General features: G+C 28.9%; 16 protein-coding genes. 2 read left to right on the top strand and 14 right to left on the bottom strand.

Going from position 1 to position 21,075, the window contains the following annotated elements; all coding sequences use genetic code 11:
* Nucleotides 1–240: 240 nt before the first annotated feature.
* Together fba and VS182_RS02215 are read right to left on the bottom strand one after the other, a co-directional pair.
* Nucleotides 241–1,086, bottom strand: coding sequence for a class II fructose-1,6-bisphosphate aldolase (gene fba / locus VS182_RS02220; RefSeq protein WP_479485123.1), 846 nt, complete (start codon nt 1,084–1,086; stop codon nt 241–243).
* Between the two features lie 211 nt (nt 1,087–1,297).
* Nucleotides 1,298–1,705 carry a response regulator gene (locus VS182_RS02215; protein WP_479484892.1) on the bottom strand — a complete coding sequence of 136 codons (408 nt, stop codon included), beginning with the start codon at nt 1,703–1,705 and terminating at the stop codon, nt 1,298–1,300.
* Nucleotides 1,706–2,457: 752 nt separating this feature from the next.
* Between VS182_RS02215 and VS182_RS02210 the strand changes: the two genes are divergently transcribed.
* Nucleotides 2,458–3,432, top strand: coding sequence for an ABC transporter ATP-binding protein (locus VS182_RS02210; RefSeq protein WP_479484891.1), 975 nt, complete (start codon nt 2,458–2,460; stop codon nt 3,430–3,432).
* Between the two features lie 78 nt (nt 3,433–3,510).
* Nucleotides 3,511–4,446, top strand: coding sequence for an ABC transporter permease subunit (locus VS182_RS02205; protein WP_479488820.1), 936 nt, complete (start codon nt 3,511–3,513; stop codon nt 4,444–4,446).
* Between the two features lie 24 nt (nt 4,447–4,470).
* Here the strand turns inward: VS182_RS02205 and VS182_RS02200 are convergent, their stop codons facing one another.
* The 12 genes from VS182_RS02200 to VS182_RS02145 form a co-directional block, all read right to left on the bottom strand.
* Nucleotides 4,471–5,010, bottom strand: coding sequence for a CDP-alcohol phosphatidyltransferase family protein (locus VS182_RS02200; protein ID WP_479484889.1), 540 nt, complete (start codon nt 5,008–5,010; stop codon nt 4,471–4,473).
* Between the two features lie 206 nt (nt 5,011–5,216).
* A complete protein-coding gene (locus VS182_RS02195; protein WP_479488819.1) occupies nt 5,217–6,737 on the bottom strand; it encodes a DNA-directed RNA polymerase subunit beta in 1,521 nt (506 codons plus the stop codon).
* A 194-nt stretch (nt 6,738–6,931) separates the two neighbouring features.
* A complete protein-coding gene (locus VS182_RS02190; protein WP_479492693.1) occupies nt 6,932–8,956 on the bottom strand; it encodes a (Fe-S)-binding protein in 2,025 nt (674 codons plus the stop codon).
* A 451-nt stretch (nt 8,957–9,407) separates the two neighbouring features.
* Nucleotides 9,408–10,328 (bottom strand): hypothetical protein, encoded by a 921-nt coding sequence (locus tag VS182_RS02185; protein WP_479492692.1) that lies wholly within the window; start codon nt 10,326–10,328, stop codon nt 9,408–9,410.
* Nucleotides 10,329–10,800: 472 nt separating this feature from the next.
* Nucleotides 10,801–11,295: a YwhD family protein gene (locus VS182_RS02180; protein WP_479484884.1), complete on the bottom strand. Its 495-nt coding sequence runs from the start codon at nt 11,293–11,295 to the stop codon at nt 10,801–10,803.
* Between the two features lie 1,032 nt (nt 11,296–12,327).
* Nucleotides 12,328–13,401: a hypothetical protein gene (locus VS182_RS02175; protein ID WP_479492691.1), complete on the bottom strand. Its 1,074-nt coding sequence runs from the start codon at nt 13,399–13,401 to the stop codon at nt 12,328–12,330.
* 598 nt (nt 13,402–13,999) lie between these two features.
* Complete coding sequence (locus tag VS182_RS02170; protein ID WP_479488814.1) at nt 14,000–14,494, bottom strand: YwhD family protein; 495 nt, start codon at nt 14,492–14,494, stop codon at nt 14,000–14,002.
* A 268-nt stretch (nt 14,495–14,762) separates the two neighbouring features.
* Nucleotides 14,763–16,469, bottom strand: coding sequence for a two-component system sensor histidine kinase NtrB (locus VS182_RS02165; RefSeq protein WP_479484883.1), 1,707 nt, complete (start codon nt 16,467–16,469; stop codon nt 14,763–14,765).
* Between the two features lie 445 nt (nt 16,470–16,914).
* Nucleotides 16,915–17,619: a hypothetical protein gene (locus tag VS182_RS02160; RefSeq protein WP_479484882.1), complete on the bottom strand. Its 705-nt coding sequence runs from the start codon at nt 17,617–17,619 to the stop codon at nt 16,915–16,917.
* Nucleotides 17,620–18,802: 1,183 nt separating this feature from the next.
* A complete protein-coding gene (locus VS182_RS02155; RefSeq protein ID WP_479488813.1) occupies nt 18,803–18,934 on the bottom strand; it encodes a hypothetical protein in 132 nt (43 codons plus the stop codon).
* 403 nt (nt 18,935–19,337) lie between these two features.
* Nucleotides 19,338–19,463, bottom strand: a complete 126-nt coding sequence (locus VS182_RS02150; protein ID WP_479492781.1) for a YheC/YheD family protein — start codon at nt 19,461–19,463, stop codon at nt 19,338–19,340.
* 319 nt (nt 19,464–19,782) lie between these two features.
* The gene (locus VS182_RS02145; RefSeq protein WP_479484881.1) at nt 19,783–21,003 is read right to left on the bottom strand and encodes a trypsin-like peptidase domain-containing protein; all 1,221 of its coding nucleotides are present in this window, start codon (nt 21,001–21,003) and stop codon (nt 19,783–19,785) included.
* Nucleotides 21,004–21,075 lie beyond the last annotated feature (72 nt).

The following is a 21,075-nucleotide window of genomic DNA, read 5'->3' as shown; positions in this document are numbered from 1 at the left end:
AATAATAAAAACCAAAGTTAAACATTTAGCAAAAATCAGTATGCTGAAAAACCATCAGCTATTTATAAACAAATATTTTATATATCAAAAAAGAACACAAGATGTTATTAGGAAAACTTTTAATATGTTTTAAAATTAAAATTAGTTAATAACCATCCAATAATTAATAAAAATAATGATTCACAATACCTGACTTTAAATAAACATTCCCATTCATATACTAAGTTAAATAATATTAATTTATACAGTAATCTTACGTCCCGAACTATCAAACAACCTCATTTTAGTTTGAACCACACTTTGAATAGCTGTTCGAGCAGCAGTTAAATATTTTCGCGGATCAATTATATCTGCATTTTTTAAAGCTTCCCTTACTGCAGCCGTACCCGCTACTTGATTTTCGGTGTTAACGTTAATCTTACTCACACCTAAACTTATCGATTTACGAATATCGATATCAGGTACCCCAGATCCACCATGCAATACAAGTGGTGCTGATACCTTAGAAGAAACTTTATCTAATAAATCAAACCTAATCTTAACTTTACCTTTATACATACCATGTGCCGTACCCACGGCAATAGCTAATGCATCTACACCTGTAGCTTCCCAAAAATCTATGGCTTCATCTGGATCAGCTAGATGCGCTTGATCTTCATCCACAGATAAATCATCTTCAACTCCGCCGATAGTACCAATTTCACCTTCTACAGAAACACCTACAGCATGCGCCGCTTCGACAACTTGCTTTGTTTTTTGGATATTTTCTTCCAAAGGATAGTGAGAACCGTCAAACATAACAGATGAAAAACCAGCTTTAATGCACTTCATGACCATATCAAAATTACTACCATGGTCTAAATGCAAAGCCATAGGCATGCCTGATTCTTTCGACGCAATCTCAGCTAAAGCTACTACATTAGCAAGACCCATGTAACGAATAGCACCTTCACTAGCACCTAAAATACAAGGTGATTTCTCAGCTTTAGCAGCTGCAGATATTGCCTGTGCATACTCTAAATTATTCAAATTGAATTGCCCAACACCAAACCCGTGCTTTTTACCTTCATTCAATAAAATATGCATTGGTACTAACACATTTTTAGCCCCCTAAAATAATTTATATAAAATTAATGATAAATTCCAAGTGTATAATATGCCTCAAAATACCTACAAACATAAGTATAACTTTATTATATTAAAAATGATACTTATGAGCTAATTATAATAAAAACTGGACCTAAAAATAATAACCAAAGAAAAATCTCCCTTAAATAAAAAAACACCCTTGATTATCTTAACAAGGCATACACCTAGAGGAAATACAAGTTGTTAAATGCCTAAGAATCGCACATTTCAATGCCTGAATATCAAAAGGTTTAGCAAAATGCATAATTACACCTAAAGAACCTGTCTTAGAAATCAAATCCAACTCACCGTAAGCCGTCATAATTATAACTTTAACCGACAAACTAAACATCCTAATACGTCGCAAAATTTCTAAACCATCCATACCAGGCATCTTCATATCCAACAAAACCAAATCAGGATGATGTTTTTCAAATAATAATAATGCCTGTTCACCATCCCCAGCCTGTAGAACACTAATTTCTTCTTTATGAAGTATTTCTCGCATAAGCAAACGTATTGCATACTGATCATCAATAACCAAAACAGTCTTTTTGGCTTTGAATGCTCCATTCATTTATATTCACCTACTATAAATAATATTTATAATTATCAGTGCTAAAAATTAAAACAACAAAAATAAAGCACAAACACAAAAAATAAATGACCATTTGTTTGGATTCGCGTTATTTATATTAAATCCTGCCCCAAATAATAAGATCTGGATACTTGTGGATAATAAACCATAAAAATAATCTAATAAAAAATAATTAATAATATAATATAAGGATATGCTATATTAAGAAATGAAAAAAGATCAAAAAGATCCAAAGCGAATACCTTGAAAATAATTTTCAACATATTATTGATATAAACATAGGACTTACCAAGACAGATTATATAACTAACTTAAGTAATGATGTAATTTAAAACCCAAAATAACAATTATCATAGCTTTTAATGCATGTAATTAGGTTCTTAAACTCTATTTACACAGGTTTTTTGGACAAGTTCATAAGAATAAAAAAGTAAAATTTAAAAAATAATTTATACAATAAACAAAATTTCTATAAAATCATTTGAAATAATTTTAGATTTTATCTTTTCTATTTTTAAATTATTAAATTTGTTTTTTAGATTTATTTAAACATAAATGAAATTGATATTTATTTCATCCTAAATAATATTTATTTAGATCATAATTTTATACGTCGCATTGAACCCCTTTGTAATTACCTAAAAAATAAAAGTTTATATAAAAGTTAATTATAATAGTAAAAACATAAAATCGGTCTTAATTCAAAATTACAAAAGGATATAAGATTATTGATGAATTCATCTGATGAATTAGAATATAAAAAATATCAACGACCGATTATCCAAGTTAGTAATTTAACTAAAAAAGTAAAAAACAAAACTTTAGTTAATAAGATAAATTTTGAAATCTATCCCGGAGAAATTGTAGGTTTTCTAGGAGAAAACGGTGCAGGCAAAACAACAACAATCCGAATGTTGGTAGGCTTAACTAGCCCTACAAGAGGTAGTATTAAAGTATGCGGTTTTAATATAAAAACACAATTCACACGAGCTATTAGAAATATTGGAGGGATTATCGAAAGTCCTGAATTATATAAATTCCTTACCGGATATCAAAATTTAATGCATTATGCCAGAATGACTGGATTAAATGAAATGCGATACACAAGGAGAGTAAGAGAAGTAATCGATTTAGTAGATCTCAATAACGCTATCCATAAAAAGGTAAAATCATATTCTCTAGGTATGCGCCAAAGATTAGGTTTAGCACAAGCCTTGATCCATAAACCCGCTCTATTGATTTTAGACGAGCCTACAAACGGTTTAGATCCCAAAGGTATTAGAGATATAAGAAAACATTTACAATCTCTAGTAGCTGAAGATGGTATTTCTGTACTTATATCAAGCCACTTAATAGCAGAAATTGAATTAATGTGTGATCGTATCTTATTAATGAAAAAAGGTAACTTAATAGGCGAACAATTAGTAAATGAAAAATCAGATGAAAATGCACCTATATTGGTTTCCTTTACAATTGAACTCCCACAATTTATATCCCAAGATAATCTGGAAAAAATAATAAATCCTTATGAATTTAATTTATATAATAACAGAGTTGATTTTAATATACCAAAGATTTTTATACCTGATATAAATAAAAAATTCGTTGAAGCCGGAATATTAGTTTATGAAATAAAAACCCGTAAAAAATCATTAGAAGATCGCTTTATAGAAGCAAACGAAGACACAGAAACAACATTTTACTAATAAATAAAGCAAAATAAATAAAACAAAATAACTAAAAACTGCATATCAAACCATGATTTTCGAAAGGAAGGGATATTTATGTTTTGGCGTCTTATGTTCAATGAAATAATCAAGATATACATAAGACCCAAAACATGGATAATGATAGCTATTATGCTATCATGCCTTGTTCTAAACAGCTTAATCATAAACATAAAGCCTGTACCTAATAATTGGAAAAAAGAAGTTATGATTCGTATAAATGAATTTACATTTCTTTATAAAACTAATATATTTAAAAAAGAACAACTTAAAAAAATAACGAAAGTATTAGCCATTTTAAACTACCGCTTAAAAAATAATCTGCCAAATAACGCTAAAGAAATGGTTCATGAAAATAACGGTGAAAAATATTATCGACAAAATGCCCAATTTTCAATTTTTATAACATTATTAGCTAGCATTACAGCCACAGATAGTATTGCAAGTGAATTCACATATGGAACTATTAAATTACTCTTAATCAGGCCAGTTAGTCGCTATATGATTTTATTTACAAAATACTTTAATTCAATACTGTTCGCAATTATACTTTTGATAATATTAATCATATACACAATTATTTCAGCCCCTCTAGCGGTAGGTGTTGAACAAGCGACACAAACTCATTTAAGTTATATAAATATGAAAATTCATACTACTGATTGGATAATTTTCTTGATAAAGACACAAATATATGAAATGGTAAGTATTATCTTAATAACAACTCTATCCTTTATGTTAGCTACATTATTCCGAAGTCCGACATTAACCATTACCTTAATCACAATATTATCGTTATTAGCAAAACCTATGTTATCATTTATAAATCAAACCTCTTGGAGTTGGATAACAAAGTATATCGTTTTTAACTACTTAGATTCCCAAATATACGAAAATGGACCATCATCAATGGCCCTTTGTGTAGTATTTACTTATTACACACTATTTGTCTTAATTTCAGCCATATCCTTCAAAAAAAGGGATATTCTCTAATAAAGAGGATACATCTCTAACTCACTAATTAGAAATACTATCTTCTTTATTTTTTCTATTAAATAATAAGAATTCCTTTATATACCAAAACATTGCGAAATATGAAATAGGAATAGATACCCACAGTAAAAAATCAGCATAAGAAAAATCTACCATCATACAAAACAAAACAAGATAAAAGAATACGGTACTAAACTTACCCAATACATTAGATGGTACCGTTTTCATACCTTTATACTTAACAAAAACAGAAAACAAAATCATCAATATGTCCCTAAAGATAATAAGTAATGCTCCAGTCTTATCTATCTTATTAAAAAATAAGAATGATAAAATTACAGCCAGAATCATCAATTTATCTGCCAAAGGATCTAAAATTTGACCTAACTCAGTAACATTTTTGGTCTTTCTGGCTAAATAACCATCTAAAATATCCGTCATTCCAGACAATAACAAAATTATAGCAGATAAAATAATATTGAATGGACCAGATTGAAAAAAAACCAGTAAATAAATAGGTATCAAAATTATACGAAAAATTGTTAGTATATTAGGGACATTCATCGAATCTATCCTCCTAACATGCATTATGACAAAAATATAAAATAAAAACCCTATACCTAATAATTAATTTTAGTATAATTGCCTGATTATAAAAAAATAATCCCGTCGGTATAGGATAAAAATCTTATGCCGACGGGCCTCGATAAAAAATAAACTTAAAGGCAATTATAACAAAAAAAATATAACAAAAATACAATACACACCAGTTACCCACCAAAAATAAATTTATAAGCATGCTCCCATGTATCCCAATTAAAAACGCCTAAAACATCCCCATCATCAGATATATAACTATAACCAAACATTAAACCGCCCATAAAAATAAAAATAGCAACTATAGGAGCCCATAAATAACGTGATAATTTCTTAAAAATAAAAAATAAATTTTTCTTCTTATATTCATCAGAAACATTTGCAGATTTTACAACCATATCACCTAAATAAGCAAACTCTTTATTAAGATCACCTGTAGTGGATGGTGTGATTTTTTGTTTATGATGAGACAATTTATTATCAGTAGCACTTAAAAAATCCAGATTTAGATTAATCTCTGTATTAGAATCCGGTTCATCATCCAAACTCCAAGCTAACTTACCTACAGGTCGAACCCGTTTATTCTTAGCGGCAGAAGAAGAAGATTTCTTAGAAATAGACTTAGTTGTAGCATCCTCAGCATTTTGAATATCTTGAACATCATTAAGATCAATCCCAGATTTACCTGGCTGGTCATCCTTAGCAACCGCATCTACGGATGCATATTTTGATTCATCCTTACCAACTTCCAATTTCTTAGATCCTTCTTCTACACTTACCTTTTCGTCTTTACCAACTTCCAATTTCTTAGATCCTTCTTCTACACTTACCTTTTCATCCTTACCAACTTCCAATTTCTTAGATCCTTCTTCTACACTTACCTTTTCATCCTTACCAACTTCCAATTTCTTAGATCCTTCTTCTACACTTACCTTTTCGTCCTTACCAACTTCCAATTTCTTAGATCCTTCTTCTACACTTACCTTTTCGTCCTTACCAACTTCCAATTTCTTAGATCCTTCTTCTACACTTACCTTTTCGTCCTTACCAACTTCCAATTTCTTAGATCCTTCTTGAGGTTTATTAGTTAAAGAAAAAGGATATTTCGCAATCTTGTTTTTTAATTTATCATTCAAAGATATTTTTTTAGTATCTTTATCCAATCCTATATATTTATTTAATATATAGTTGTTTTTTTTATCATTATTTGCTTTTATATTAAAAAAACCACCCTTTTCATCCAGATTGCTATTTTCAAGGTTTTTGTTTAAATTTTTGTTTAAATTGTTTTTAGATTTATTGATTTGATTATTATTATCTTTATCCAATTTTCCCTTAGAAATTTCGCAATCCTTTTTTGTAATTTCTGTAGATTCTTTACTCTTATCTTGTTTACTACTATCGCTAGAACGATCTAGATAACTTTTTCTTTTAATATTTAGAGATGATCCCAAATAATTTTCTTTTGCAAATTTTTCTTTATTAGATAATTCTACACTTTCATCTGTATGCTTGTCATTAAATTTAAGTTCATTTGTTTTCGAAAATGAAAATTCTTTTTTATTAAAATCCTTGGTCAATTTTTTTCTCTTGAATCCTTTTCCATCTGTATTAAATGTATCTTTGTTACGCTTGTCCTTTTTTAAACGATATTTTTTTTGACTATTTTCATCCTTATCAGAATATTTCGTCATCCTAATATCAACTCCCTAATATAACATAAATAAAAAAGAAAATTATAATATATTAAAAAAATATCATATTAAAAATACAAAAATATTAATAATCTAAAAAATCATTTAGATAATATAAACTCTATATTAAAAAACGAAATGTTTGCACGATAAAATAATATATCTTTTCTATAACATAATTTCCCGGGAAATGTTTAACCATTGATCCCTAAATCTTGACAAACATTTTTAGACAAAACAGACTGAGCTAATAATTCAACTACGTCCAAAATCTGCGCACTTTCTTCCTTCATCTTAACACTATCTTCAAACATCGTTAAACAATACGGACAAGCCGTACCTATAACATCAGGTCTCTTCTGTAATAATTGCTCTGTGCGCGCATCTGATACCCTAGGACCTTTATCATCTTCTAACCACATCATGCCACCACCCGCACCGCAACACATACTATTTTGTTTATTCCTATCTATTTCTAAAAATTTCAATCCCGGAATACTATTCAGGATAAAACGTGGATCCTCATATAAACCATTATAACGCCCTAAGTAACAAGAATCATGATAGACAACACTAATATTAACTTCATATTTTGGTAATATCTTTTTTTGTCGCAAAAGTTGAGCTAAAAACTCTGTGGGATGCATAATATTTATATCTAAGCCCAGATCAGTATATTCATTTTTAAATATATTATACGCATGCGGGTCAACAGTCACAATTTGACGAATAAACTTAGATTTAAAACGATCAATGTTTTTTTTGGCTAATTGTTGAAAAAGCCATTCATGTCCTAAACGTCGTGGTAAATCCCCTGAATTTCCTTCCTTAGCGCCTAAAACAGCTACAACCATCCCAGCCGAATCCATTAACTTAGCTAAAGAACTAACAATAAGACGACTTCGCTGATCGTACGACGCCATAGAACCTACAAACAAGAGTATATCAATATCCTGATGCTCAGCCAAGTCATCCCATAAAAAAACATTAGAAAATTTAGAAAACCATTCATTACGCACAACCTTAGGTAACCCCCACAGATTACCTTGTCGGTCGATATTGTTCAATACACGAACAATACCCGCAGGTAACTTTGACTCAGTCATAGTCAAATATCGTCTTAAATCTATAATTTTATCTACATGTTCATTAGCTACAGGGCAAGCTTGTTCACAATTACCACAAGTTGTACAAGCCCATAGCTCATTCTCCATGATAACAGCATCAGTAATAGGTGATAAGTTTTTTGCTGGCAAATGCGAAGATAAGTTTAGGCCCATTTTGTCAGACGAAAATTCCCTTGTAGCATAATCGCGCAATTTAACTAACAAATCCATGGGAGACAAAAATTTACCCGTCGAAGAAGCCGGACAGCCATCCGTACAACGACCACATTCAACACATGCATATAAATCTATAATTTGTTTGCGCGAAAAATCACTAATTTTTTTCACACCATAATAATCTGATGTACCTTCTTCAAAAGGAATAGTTTGCAAAACACCCTGTCTAGATCTGTGCAAAAAAACATTTATAGGCGCAATCAAAATATGAAAATGCTTACTATAAGGGATATACACTAAAAAACAAAATAAAACTAATGCGTGCCACCACCAGCCAATCCAAAAAAATAAATTTTGTGATTCAGGTGAAATAGCCGGTAATAAATCGACCAAAAAAGATGATATCGGTGCATGAAGGTACCATCGATCAATCTCACTTAACATATAACGTTTAACCCAAGCAAAAAATAACAAAGAAACCATAAGTTGTATTAATAAAATAATAGCCCAACTAGATTTAAAATCACGCGTCAATCTAACTAATCGTTCAATATACCTACGATAAAAAGCACCTAAAGCAGCTAAAGTGATTAAAAGCACGATAAATTCTTGAGAAAATTCTAATAACCAATAGTTAAAAAAATCAATCTTGAGATTAGGAAATAAACCAAGTAAAAAAATATCTAAAGCGCCTATTTGTAAAATAATGAAACCATAAAAAAACATTAAATGTAAAAAACCACTGCGCCAATCTTGAAAAAGCTTAACATGACCAAAAACATTTTTAAAAAAACTTATCCAATTAATATCCCAGTCATTACTCTGACCAGAAAAAATAATTCTAACTCGCATAATAACAGAATTAAAAAAAAGTATTAAGGCAACAACAATTGCCACGCAAAATAAAATTCTATGAAATTCATGTCCTATAGGCATTGATCATCCTCCTTAAGTTTTTAATATTAAATTTATCAAAAAAAAATCATATATATTTATGAAATATTTTCTAAGATAAAATAAATATCATAAAACTGAAAAACGAGCCCATATATACACCTATTAACATACTAATTTAATATTTTCAACTGATATACCTGCAAAAAAATAAAGATATCGATAACTATAACATTCATAAAATATTAAAAATAATAAAAAAAATGAACTTAAATGAACTTAAATGAACTTAAATGAACTTAAATGAACTTAAATGAACTTAAATGAACTTAAATGAACTTAAATGAACTTAAATGAACTTAAATGAACTTAAATGAACTTAAATGAACTTAAATGAACTTAAATGAACTTAAATGAACTTAAATGAAATAAAAAAACTATATCCTATAAAGGATATAGTTATCTTTTTTTGTATTCTTTTTACTATTTTATATTATTTATTTACATGTTTTTGACGACGTTTACGATTAAATAGTACAAAAGCTCCCGTTAAAATAACTAGTGTGCTTACACCTATGATATTTGTATAATTCGTAGCTGTATGAGCTAGCTTACCTGGAGCATCAGGCATATGAGGACCACCAGGAGGCATAGGCTTAGGACCACCAGGAGGCATAGGCTTAGGACCTCCATCTGGATCCTTCATATCGTGATCACCTGCAACTTCAGGCTCGCCTCCATGACCCTTTATCGGTCCTTTATGCTGGGAAGGATCTTTAAGAGAACTCATTGGATCATTATTTATGTTTTTAGGATCTTTAGCGAGCGATGGCAAAGCTTGACCCAAGAAATCATTTAAACGATCATTTGGATCATTACCAGTTATTTTAATGGAAACCCCAGGACCATTACCAACTTTTAAGTTAAAAACTTCTGGATTTCTATTATTCAACATTTGATTAAAATTAGGATCATTATTTAAATTAGAAAGTATCGGCTGGATATTGTTAATAAAATTATCAGATGAGCTAGCAGATAGATTTCCTTGATTACACATTCTGTTGACAACAATTTTAATACTATTATTCATTTGTGAATTAAACATACCATTCGGTGGCATTTGTTGTTGACCTGGTCCAAATGGCAATAGATTAATACCTGGTTGTGGCGGTGGAGATGGTTGTGGTTGTGGTTGTGGTTGTGGTTGTGGTTGTGGTTGTGGCGGTGAAGATTGAATAAAACCATTGGAATTGTTATTTCCACCACAACTATGTCCACAAGCTAAAGATTTTATTAATCCACAAGCTTGAGCTTGATTTGAGACAAAAACAGAAGAAGATAAAACGGTTAAACTCATCATAAAAGCAGTTGATAACACCATAGCTTTTTTAAATTTGTTAGTTTGAGTTTTCATCGTTTTATAACTCTCCCTCATATATATGATTTTTTAAAATTAGATTTAAAGATTGAAACCTAATTTAAAATCTCAAATCAATTGCCCAACAACTAATATAGACAATAACATTAATAATGCGATATAGAAATGATAAATTATTGCCAATAATATTTAAAAACACATCTAATCTAAATTTAATTTTTAATATAATTATTAAATAATTTATTTTTATATAAAAATATTTATAAGTTAATAAAAAGCATAATATCGATCAAATTAAAAGCAACACTTTTTATCTAAGTATAAAAAAAGTGTTACCCGGTGTCGAAAATTAATATAACATAAATCTGATATGATTTTATATGAAAAATATAAGGTAATTAATCTATATAATTGCATTATAAAATTTAAAACAGCAAAAAACCTTCTATAATCAACAAGAAGGTTTTTTATATAACTATAAAAAATATGAACAAACCCATTAACAACCTTACCCCAAATCTTTTGTCACCTTATCTTTAAATGATACAGGACTGTTTTCCCATAAAGAAATACGATGAGTCTGTAAAAAAGATAATAACTGTGTTTTTTCACCAGCAGTTAAACATTCTGTATTAATCTTACCCTTTAAAGCTTCATCCATCATATTAACGTGATGCGATAAATTTTTATAACCTTTACGACTAGCCTCATCAATCAACATCATACAGGCCGCTAATCCTTCATAACCCTTACCCTGTTCATATTCACGAACCGTTAACCACACAATCGCATATCGCGTGGCTGTATGATCAACAATAGTTTGATCATTTTTGAATTGAATAGCTTTTTCCACACGACCCTTAGCATGTATCAACCCTAAATCCACTTTTGCACTATTTTCAGTTAATAAAATAGAGGACAAATGCGAAAAATTCATCGTTGACATACCACCATGTCCTCCGCCACCAATAATCTGAAAATTATCTTTTTTACTAGTTCGCATCAAATTATCACTCCTAATAAAATCTTTCTTTTACATACATAATTTAATATGTAATTAAATGTGCAATTGCATATGCAATTAAAGATTTTTTTATTATTAAATATAAATTATTTGGACAAGTCCATCAAAAGATTTAGATCAAACAAAGAACTTGACCAAGAACGCTTGTAAAGGAAGTTTCAGAACCTAATCTAAGGCATTCAAAACTATCATAATAACTATTTTTGTGTTTAAATTCCATAAATAATGTTAAAATATAAAGAAGAAAATATTTTTAGTTTAATGATTTTATCAATAGGTTTGCTTTACCATTTATTTATAAACAAAAAATTAAATTATATCCAAAGCATCCTGATTTAAGTATTTAACTTTAGATTTATACATATATGTTAAATTCCTCTTTTGAATATAAAATTCTATTTTAATATTATTATATATAAAACCACAATATAATTTAAAAAATAGAAATAAATAAAATTATTTTATATTAAATTATTTTTAGTATAAATTTAAAACTATACAATGTATGTGATTTTATCCTAAATTGTTAATATCAGAATAATTACAATATTAGTATTTATGTATCTTTAAAAATATATACAAGGCAACTTTATTGTTAATTTTAAGTTTTATTATAAAATTTTAAAAATTAGCAATAAATACCAATAATCTTTACTAATCGAATATATTAGCATTCTTGGAAAAGTCCAACTAAGATATATGACCTACATAAAAAAGATAATACATATCATAAAACTGGAAAAAGCGCCAATATATATCCCTGTCAACATACTAATTTAATATTTTCAAATGATATACCTGCAAAAAAATAAAGATATCGATAACTATAACATTCATAAAATATTAAAAATAATAAAAAAAATGAACTTAAATGAACTTAAATGAACTTAAATGAACTTAAATGAACTTAAATGAACTTAAATGAACTTAAATGAACTTAAATGAAATAAAAAAACTATATCCTATAAAGGATATAGTTATCTTTTTTTGTATTCTTTTTACTATTTTATATTATTTATTTACATGTTTTTGACGACGTTTACGATTAAATAGTACAAAAGCTCCCGTTAAAATAACTAGTGTGCTTACACCTATGATATTTGTATAATTCGTAGCTGTATGAGCTAGCTTACCTGGAGCATCAGGCATATGAGGACCTCCAGGAGGCATAGGCTTAGGACCTCCAGGAGGCATATGAGGACCTCCAGGAGACATAGGCTTAGGACCTCCATCTGGATCCTTCATATCGTGATCACCTGCAACTTCAGGCTCGCCTCCATGACCCTTTATCGGTCCTTTATGCTTGGAAGGATCTTTAAGAGAACTCATTGGATCATTATTTATGTTTTTAGGATCTTTAATAGAAATAGTTGGATCATTATTCATATTCTTAGGATCTTTAATAGGACTCGTTGGATCATTATTTATGTTTTTAGGATCTTTAGCGAGCGATGGCAAAGCTTTACCCAAGAAATCATTTAAACGATCATTTGGATCATTACCAGTTATTTTAATGGAAACCCCAGGACCATTACCAACTTTTAAGTTAAAAACTTCTGGATTTCTATTATTCAACATTTGATTAAAATTAGGATCATTATTTAAATTAGAAAGTATCGGCTGGATATTGTTAATAAAATTATCAGATGCGCTAGCAGATAAATTTCCTTGATCACACATTCTGTTGACAACAATTTTAATACTATTATTCATTTGTGAATTAAACATACCATTCGGTGGCATTTGTTGTTGACCTGGTCCAAATTGTCCTTGATTAATCGGTCTAGGAGGAAATGGTTGTGGTGCAGGTCGAGGTGCAGGTGGACATGGTTGTGGTGCAGGTCGAGGTGCAGGTGGACATGGTTGTGGTGAAGGTCGAGGCGAAGGTTGTGGTGAAGGTTGTGGTGCAGGTGGACATGGTTGCGGTGCAGGTTGTGACTTATTTCCACAAGCTAAAGCTTTTATTAATCCACAAGCTTGAGCTTGATTTGAAACAAAACCAGAAGAAGATAAAACGGTTAAACTCATCATAAAAGCAGTTGATAACACCATAGCTTTTTTAAATTTGTTAGTTTGAGTTTTCATCGTTTTATAACTCTCCCTCATATATATGATTTTTTAAAATTAGATTTAAAGATTGAAACCTAATTTAAAATCTCAAATCAATTGCTCAAAAACTAATATAGAAAATAACATTAATAATGCGATATAGAAATGATAAATTATTGTCAATAATATTTAAAAAAACATCTAATCTAAATTTAATTTTTAATATAATTATTAAATAATTTATTTTTATATAAAAATATTTATAAGTTAAAAAAAAGCATAATATCGATCAAATTAAAAGCAACACTTTTTATCTAAGGAATTGTCCAATAACCCATATTCAATATTGTTTAAGACCCTAATTTAATGAACAAAAAGCTATTTTTTGTGTTTAAATTACAAAATTACTAATCAGCTCTATTAATATTCCCGCAAAAGTTCAAAGTATAAAAAAAGTGTTACCCGGTGTCGAAAATTAATATAACATAAATCTGATATGATTTTATATGAAAAATATAAGGTAATTAATCTATATAATTGCATTATAAAATTTAAAACAGCAAAAAACCTTCTATAATCAACAAGAAGGTTTTTTATATAACTATAAAAAATATGAACAAACCCATTAACAACCTTACCCCAAATCTTTTGTCACCTTATCTTTAAATGATACAGGACTGTTTTCCCATAAAGAAATACGATGAGTCTGTAAAAAAGATAATAACTGTGTTTTTTCACCAGAAGTTAAACATTCTATATTAATCTTACCCTTTAAAGCTTCATCCATCATATTAACGTGATGCGATAAATTTTTATAACCTTTACGACTAGCCTCATCAATCAACATCATACAGGCCGCTAATCCTTCATAACCCTTACCCTGTTCATATTCACGAACCGTTAACCACACAATCGCATATCGCGTGGCTGTATGATCAACAATAGTTTGATCATTTTTGAATTGAATAGCTTTTTCCACACGACCCTTAGCATGTATCAACCCTAAATCCACTTTTGCACTATTTTCAGTTAATAAAATAGAGGACAAATGCGAAAAATTCATCGTTGACATACCACCATGTCCTCCGCCACCAATAATCTGAAAATTATCTTTTTTACTAGTTCGCATCAAATTATCACTCCTAATAAAATCTTTCTTTTACATACATAATTTAATATGTAATTAAATGTGCAATTGCATATGCAATTAAAGATTTTTTTATTATTAAATATAAATTATTATCAAAATATTTAGATCAAACCTATAAAATATATGACCGAAATCAAAAAGAGAATACAAATCATAAAAAATCTTTACAAAAAAAAAGGATCAATAAAATGGCTTTATATATTATATTTATTAATTATACAGGCACAACCAATAAATACAAACCCTTTTAAGCCAAAAAAGAATCCGACACCCGAACTGTATTGCTTTTATGTCTCATAGGTAAATGAATAGAAAAATTAGTCCCCTTATTCAGGGTGCTGTCAACTTTAATAATACCTCCGTGATCTTCAATAATACGCTGACATACCGCTAATCCCATACCCGTGCCTTCTCGTTTGGTTGTAAAAAAAGGATCAAAAATACGATTTAAATTTTCTTTATCAATACCATTACCATCATCTTCAATCTTTATAATGACTTTATCATATTTTGCGTACCATTTGATACAAACTTTACGTCCCTTAGTACCTTGTAAAGCTTCCAAACCATTTTGAATCAAATTTATCAAAACCTGCTTTACTTGCTCAATATCAGCTTGGATTTCTACAGGTATGCTGGGTGGATATGATATCAATTCATAGCCCATCAAAAAAGATTTAGGCCGAAGCAAACTTAAAACATCTTGCATCAACTGATCGAGCAAAAAACAACTGAAAGAAATCGGCCTGGTTTCACTTAATTTAAGAAACTGTTTTAAAAGATCATTGATACGATCCATCTCACTAAGCATAATGTATTCCCATTTTTTGATAGATACAGATTCCAAAGCAGCTATTTGCAAAAAACCACGTATAGAAGTTAATGGATTACGAATTTCATGTGCCAATCCAGCAGCCAATTGACCTATAGATGATAATTTCTCTAACTTCCTCTGCCTATATATCTCTTTTTTCCAATAGTGCTGCTTCTGAATACGCAAACGTTGGATCGAAATATCAATTAAATCCCTTGAGTTAACGCCATCTCTAGGATAAGAAGCTATACCAACACAATTATTAATAAAATTCTTACGATAACCAATATGATAACGAGATAAACAACGAATAATTATTTTCCTAAAATTATGTAAATTGAGTTCATTACACGAAAAAGCTAAAACAACAAATTCTCTTTGCACCGTTGCTACAATAGTTTTTGAAGGTATTAGCGTCTGCCATTCAAGATTTTTTTTAGTATATTCTGAATTATCATCTCGTTTTTGTATTAATAGTTGCCATGAACTCAGATCTAAACATAAAAAATGATAAGAAGTAACCAATCGAGATTTAAACTTTTGATCAATAAATTTCAAAAAAGACGCTTCATCTATTGCCGATAAAGATAATTTATTTTTTAAATAAACAGGTACAATATTCCTTCTATGTACATATTTTTTCAAATAATTTATCCGGCTATTTATTTTTATCAAATTAAACTTTAAGTTAACAATAGTCTTTTTCATATAAGATAATTTCCAAAAAGCATTATTTAAAATCCAAGAAATACAACCTAATAAAATACCTATGCAAATTCGTTCTAATAGTTCCATAAAAATAAAAGGCGATGTTATCCAAAAAAATTGAAAAAATATATGCAAACAGGTCATCCAAGAAATTAAAAACAAGGGGCGTTGCCAAGTTAATTTTAATAAAAGATATATTGCAATTGACCAATGAATAAAAATCATAGGCAAATGATAAGGGAGAACATTTAAAAATAATAGCTGCATACTAATGATCAACGTATATCCTGGTTTTGAAAACCAAAGGACAGCTAAAGAATAGGTCCTAAGAAGACAAACCATACTCAAGAGCACACCTATAACCAGCATACCGTATATGACTGATGGATTAGCAAAAAAATCCATCTCACTACGTACTGGCAATAAATTCATAGATCCAATATCTCCTTTATTCTAATACGATAAAGCAATTTTCATGAATAAAATATATCGTTACTTAAACTATCCGTAAAACATAAACCGGGATTCGTCAAATTTCGCTATATAAAGCTCTTTTTCGCCCTTACAACTACAAGATCCTTCTAGGAAATAAAATATAAATAAGATAAATTATAATTTCACATCAAAAAATCCAATCAAAATATACATCTGATTGGATTTTTGTATCTTCAAATAAATACCATGATAAGAATGAAATTTATCCAAAATACCTAAAATTAATTAAAAACCAAAAACTGGAAAAAATATAAAAGTTCTTTGTATGGATAATGTAAAAATAAAATGACCGTCCAAACTCAAAATTTAAGATGAACAGTGTCATTCATCCCCTACCAATCCGTTAAATTAGAAGAAAAAAAACAAATAAATATCTAAAAAATTAGCCTAAAGACATAGGATAAACAGGCTTTCGAGACTTGGACATATCTGAAACATCATCAGAAACTTTCATGTCTTCATCTTCACGCATAGATGGAGAAGCATCAACACCTTCAGGTAGCTTGTCCCCCCATGCACGATAATTATTATCTTCTCCATGTTCATGAATAGAGTTAGATACAACATCCATACCAGGTACAACTATATTGCTAGCACCAGCAGCATCTTCAGGAACAAAATTACCATTGCTACCGGGACCATAAGGAATACCAGGATTACCACGTGGATCAACACCAAAAACAGGAGCATCAACACCAAAAACAGGTGGTACTACACCTCTTTGTTGAGGATAGGATACCTTGCAATTCAACAAAGTACTAACTACTGTTTCTCTTAAGATAGACTTAATAGCTTCACTACGATAGCCACTACCTATATTTACAACCCAGTAATATGTACTACCATCTTCTTTGCAAAAGGTCACATTTCTTTGTGTAGGTACATACTCTGATCTTTTATCTGTCTGTTCTTTCAAAGATCTAGGATCACAAATAGTATGCAAAGGAAAAAACTTCTTACGACATAAATAAGATTGCAAACAGTATTTTACAAGCATCGGGAATTGACCTTTAGGAAGAATTTCATACCAATAACGAACTATACGGTCCTTCTTCCCTAAATACACACCCACAGTAATTGAAGACATAGTTCAGCACCTCCGGCATTTATAAAAAATTTTCCATTTATTGAATTTATATAAATGGTAACAGTTTTAAAATATCTTAGTCAACAGAAAAGTTTGTCGAATAATGAGAGACTTTGCAATTATCTACAAAGAAACTACATTAATATTATTCGTCATTTATTTGATGCTAACCTATATATATCCTAATATAAATCTATATAACACAATCTGATGAAAAATTTTTAACAAAAAAACTTATTCTAAAAAAGCAACAAATATTCTAGTTAAAATAGTCTAAATATAAGTTTAGAAAATTAGAGTTATTCAAGATATCAAATATACAGCTTTTATACACCTTTGCTAAAACATACAAAAATACCTGCACATAAAAACATAAAAACATAAAATTATAGTATTAATCGGAATCAACTAATATCAAATAAAAATAAGGAAATCAAAATTTTGAATAAATAAAGGGAAATCAACCCAACAGGATACATTATATAAAAAACACAAAAATTTTTCAAGTTTAAACAATATTTATAATTTGAAAAATGATATTTGGGTTGAACCGAAAGTAATGAAACTTAAAACTAATAATAGAGCATACAATATAAATATTAGTTTTTATAAAACAATATCTTTTATGTTTCCAAAAAAGCGTCACATTATAATGGCTCAAAATTAAAATATACTCATCATAAAAAGAAAAATCATAATATTTGATATTTTATCAAAAATGTACTGAGGTAATTATAGGTAAAAAAACAAAGTGCATATAATCTTTTGTTGAACCAAAATTACTATAACACAAATTGTATTTAATATACATATCAAAATCAAGAAAATAAACAAAAAAATATTTTTTCATTGTAACAACTATAGTTGCTCAGAGAATCAGAAACCTTCTACATTGTCTCCATATAGATAAATCAAAAATAATATATCAATATAATGTCTATGAAAAAAATTCATTTATATAGCAAGAATTTTTTTTTTTATATTTAAGTTTATATATAAGTCTAAATTAAATATTTATAGATTATGAAAAAGAAATTTAATTTTTTTGATATGATTTAATATTCGGATTTTTCAAAACAAATAATATAATATTTTAAATAAATTAAAATTAAATTTTCATTATTTATATACATATAATATTATAAATTAATAATGATAAATGAATAATGATAAATAATGATTATTATGTCGTCTTAAGGTTAACCAAAAGTCTTGTATAATAATCATCATTTACAACCGTTAGCTTAAAAACATTAACACTAGGTCGTGTATTTACTTCAAAAATCCACATCTTACCATTCAAGTCCATACCCATATAAAATCTAAGTCCACAGATACAAGGAAATTCTTTATGGAAAACATAATCAATAATTACAAATATGACATTAATAATATATTCCAATCCAAAAAGGCGCCCTTCTTCATTATCGAACATATCTGATAATTTATACGGACACCCTATGCAAAAAATTGGTTATCATTTTTTCACTAATTAATAATTATGCACAAGAAGCTGTCACCTTACATACACCAAGCTTTTTTTGCAAAATAAACCTAAAATCAAATTTATATTTGACATATGTAACTAACTTGATAGATTGCTGAATTAAATAAAAATTCGGAATGCGTATTTTTTATCTACCCACATACGCAAATCCTTAAAAGATAATTTCCATTTTCGCTCCTGGATTACCATAGATAACACATATATAATCAGGCTAATAAATTTTAATTTTAAAAACACCCCTACCACGTGTACTATGATTAGGCTTTAATACAAAAGAACCATAATTATTTAAAAACCAATTTAAATTTTTCGAAGAAAAAAGTCTCGTTTTAGGTATATGAGGATTTAAAAGAGGATTTTGAAGTAATAATTTTTGTTTAAATAATTTATTTTATAATTGAGGATAAATATGATCCATAAAAAACTCCTTTTAGTATAAAATCATATAAAATAAAATTTTATACTTGTTAAAAAATCTAAATATCCACCAAAAATATTATCTAATAAACATATATATTTATAAATAATTATATATTCATAATAAAAAACAAAAATTCATTAAAAATAAATAAAGACAAAATATGTTTCTTATATACTATGTATATACAAAAATAGCTTTAAAGTTATAAATATCATCTAATTGTATTCAATAATATTTAATAGCCTTTTTTTCGCATAGATATCTCTTTTTCAACCAATTCTTTTACTCCTTTAGGATAATATAATAAACGTATTGTATAACCTGGTGAAGTATATTGACTAAGCAAAGAATTCAAAATCTTATTTGTACCTAAACGATACTCTCTGTGGCCAAATTTAGCTCCAACAATAACATCGCCGGGTTTTAAACCTGCTTCTTCTGCAGAACTTTTTTCATTAACTTCGACAATAACTAAGCCCTCATTGATATCAATATCAACAATTCCGTTTTGTTTAGCATAATATGCCGGTAAAACTTTTAAACCTAGATATCCTCTGTTTAAACTTCCATATTTCAATATATCTTTATATGCCTTAAAAACAAGATTAGACGGAATAGCAAAACCAACACCTTCGATCTTATCTCCAACTAACTTAGCTGTGTTCATACCAATAATTTTACCAAGATTATTAATCAATGCCCCTCCACTGTTACCTGGATTAATAACAGCATCGGTTTGAATATATCTACCAACATCTTCTTTATAAATATCTAAACCTGATTCCATAACCGACAAAGGACCTACGATACCCCTTGAATATACCTGGCGAGAACCTCCTAAAAAACCTATAGCCACAGCTGTTTCACCTTCAACTAAGCTATCTGAATCAGCAACTTCAGCAGCCTGAACACTACCGTTCTTAATGGCCTCTTCTGGTAACTTAGCCTTTAAAACAGCGATATCAGTCATAACATCTACACCTATAATATCTGCCTGAACAAACCACCTAGCAGGTAAATTAAAATCACTTAGTTGATTATTGACCAACAAAATATTAATAGGGCCCTTTAAATTAGCTACCACATGTTGATTCGTCAAAATATGAGCTTCGTTATCTTTCAAAGAAAAAACTATACCTGATGCAGCACTAGACAACAAATTCTTTTCAGCAAAAAAAGTATTATCATTGTTAGACAAGTCCTTACCTACTAAAATCCCCACAACAGAAGGACGAGCTTTTTGAATAGCAGATGTCACAGATACATTTTTTTCATCAATATTATTTCTCTCAACTTTATTTTGTAAAACAGAAGAAGTCATCTTAGGTTCATAAACTTTAGGGGTATAAAAAAAAATAGCTGCCATAAAACCTGTAATCATTGAAGTAAATGTAACAAAAAAAATCAACCGTTTATCCTTAAGTGATTTTTTTAATCGCAAAACACGTTTATCCAAAAAAAATTCCTCCTTCAGATGTATTAAAATTTATAAATATAAATTATATCATCAAGGAAGACATCCGCCTGA

The organism is Pasteuria ramosa, from assembly GCF_056496785.1.
This window is presented reverse-complemented; position numbering and strand designations above follow the sequence as displayed.

Bases quoted from the DNA above. Each gene is read 5' to 3' on its own strand.
- fba (WP_479485123.1), bottom strand. From the start codon at position 1,086: ATGCATATTTTATTGAATGAAGGTAAAAAGCACGGGTTTGGTGTTGGG.
- VS182_RS02155 (WP_479488813.1), bottom strand. From the start codon at position 18,934: ATGGGTATGGACTTGAATGGTAAGATGTGGATTTTTGAAGTAAATACA.
- VS182_RS02160 (WP_479484882.1), bottom strand. From the start codon at position 17,619: ATGTCTTCAATTACTGTGGGTGTGTATTTAGGGAAGAAGGACCGTATA.
- VS182_RS02200 (WP_479484889.1), bottom strand. From the start codon at position 5,010: ATGAATGTCCCTAATATACTAACAATTTTTCGTATAATTTTGATACCT.
- VS182_RS02190 (WP_479492693.1), bottom strand. From the start codon at position 8,956: ATGCCTATAGGACATGAATTTCATAGAATTTTATTTTGCGTGGCAATT.
- VS182_RS02165 (WP_479484883.1), bottom strand. From the start codon at position 16,469: ATGAATTTATTGCCAGTACGTAGTGAGATGGATTTTTTTGCTAATCCA.
- VS182_RS02195 (WP_479488819.1), bottom strand. From the start codon at position 6,737: ATGACGAAATATTCTGATAAGGATGAAAATAGTCAAAAAAAATATCGT.
- VS182_RS02185 (WP_479492692.1), bottom strand. From the start codon at position 10,328: ATGAAAACTCAAACTAACAAATTTAAAAAAGCTATGGTGTTATCAACT.
- VS182_RS02205 (WP_479488820.1), top strand. From the start codon at position 3,511: ATGTTTTGGCGTCTTATGTTCAATGAAATAATCAAGATATACATAAGA.
- VS182_RS02210 (WP_479484891.1), top strand. From the start codon at position 2,458: ATGAATTCATCTGATGAATTAGAATATAAAAAATATCAACGACCGATT.
- VS182_RS02175 (WP_479492691.1), bottom strand. From the start codon at position 13,401: ATGAAAACTCAAACTAACAAATTTAAAAAAGCTATGGTGTTATCAACT.
- VS182_RS02180 (WP_479484884.1), bottom strand. From the start codon at position 11,295: ATGCGAACTAGTAAAAAAGATAATTTTCAGATTATTGGTGGCGGAGGA.
- VS182_RS02215 (WP_479484892.1), bottom strand. From the start codon at position 1,705: ATGAATGGAGCATTCAAAGCCAAAAAGACTGTTTTGGTTATTGATGAT.
- VS182_RS02170 (WP_479488814.1), bottom strand. From the start codon at position 14,494: ATGCGAACTAGTAAAAAAGATAATTTTCAGATTATTGGTGGCGGAGGA.